The 580-nt window shown below is 69.5% G+C and carries 1 protein-coding gene; it reads right to left on the bottom strand.

Annotated features, from left to right (window positions below; genetic code table 11):
* Nucleotides 1-493 (bottom strand): hypothetical protein (locus OO48_RS34000; RefSeq protein WP_157845623.1); only part of this gene is annotated, 493 nt, incomplete at its 3' end.
* Nucleotides 494-580 lie beyond the last annotated feature (87 nt).

Below are 580 nucleotides of genomic sequence, written 5' to 3'. Positions count from 1 at the left end.
CAGGATCCAGGCCCAGCTTCCTCCGGCATGAGGCGACGCGCCGCCCGGCCCAGGCGGTCACGGTGTCGCGATCTGCCGCGATCGCGTGCAACTCACGTGCCTTCTCCTGGGATTCGACCATCCACGGGGCCAGCGGGTCCTCTCGAAGGACTCGCTCAAGGTGATCGCGGGCCGTGTCCGGATCACCGACCAGGGCGGCCGCGATCCCGGCGTCGAAGCCGTCCCAGAGGAATCCCCGGCGCACCGGCCTGGACGTCAGGTATCGGGCGACGTTCGGCGGTGCTGGGAACTTCTCCCTCAGCGCGGTCACGTTCGCAGCCGCCTGACGGCTGAGTTCGAGTGCCAGTGGCGTGAACCGGTCCTCGGTGCGGAACAGCTCGGAGCCGACCTGGACTTCGTCCACGTGGAAGACCAGGTGGTCCACGTCGTGCCACAGCCACATCGCACCGACGTGCAGACCGCTGCCGGCAGTACGTGGCGGGGTGAACTCCACGACCCCCAGCCACCACCCGTGATCATCAACCCACAGCCGCGACCGCCCACGCTGGGCCAGGCCGAGCGGCTTCAGGGACTCCCGCGC

Origin of the sequence: Kitasatospora phosalacinea, from assembly GCF_000716545.1 — a bacterium.
Lineage (GTDB): Bacteria > Actinomycetota > Actinomycetes > Streptomycetales > Streptomycetaceae > Kitasatospora > Kitasatospora phosalacinea.
The sequence above is the reverse complement of the archived record's forward strand: the minus strand, read 5'-3'. Positions and strand labels throughout refer to the sequence as shown.